This window comes from Agrobacterium sp. MCAB5, from assembly GCF_052114365.1.
Lineage (GTDB): Bacteria > Pseudomonadota > Alphaproteobacteria > Rhizobiales > Rhizobiaceae > Agrobacterium > Agrobacterium tumefaciens.
The window spans coordinates 1-675 of record NZ_JBFREP010000116.1; the positions used below are offsets into that span (position 1 = coordinate 1).

At 53.2% G+C, this 675-nt stretch carries 1 protein-coding gene; it reads left to right on the top strand.

Annotated elements, in window-relative coordinates; genetic code table 11:
- Positions 1-66: 66 nt before the first annotated feature.
- Positions 67-675, top strand: a 609-nt coding sequence (locus AB4Z23_RS27670) for a hypothetical protein (protein ID WP_441361205.1), incomplete at its 3' end; no start/stop codon positions are given.

Sequence of the window (675 nt, forward strand, 5' to 3'; positions counted from 1 at the left end):
GTAACACATAGTCTCAATAAACTCATAATGATGACGGATAGGGACCGTCTATGGATGTCCAAATGCTTGACCGATACGGTGCGCGCGCAACCCGACTATGCCGGGGCCTGGGCCTTGCTTGCTCTTGTGCGTATCGAAGACAGTATAGCAGAAGCTAATCAAAACAACCGGGTAAGGAGCCAGCTTCTTCTTGAAGAGGCCCGGAAATCCTACCAGAACTCCCAAAGATTGGCTCCTGCGTCCTGGCTCACACTCCGCGTCAAAACGATGCTGGAATTTCAGGTTGAGGATACAAGGGGCTTTGAGACGTCAGTAATCAAGGCCTTGGCGGTGCTCCCAGAAAACGCGCGGGAGCGCGTGACAATCGCAAGCCGGCTCTTTGCGTTTGGTTCTTATGAGCAGGCAGACACCATGCTCAGGAAAACAATTGCGCTTATGCCTGTTCCGCAGCCGTCCGATTACACCTTTCTAGCGGCCGGTTTTTACTGGCGCGGGGCATATGACGATGCCTTGAAGCTGCTGCGGGATCAACCGGTTCCTGATAGCACATTCTACTGGTGCTTGTTGACCGCGGTCGCTGGACAGATCAACGATCCACAAATAGCAGGAACTGCGCTGCGTTCACTGGAGCAGAAGAGCCCGCGATTTTCAAATATCCTGGAGGTCGATCTACAC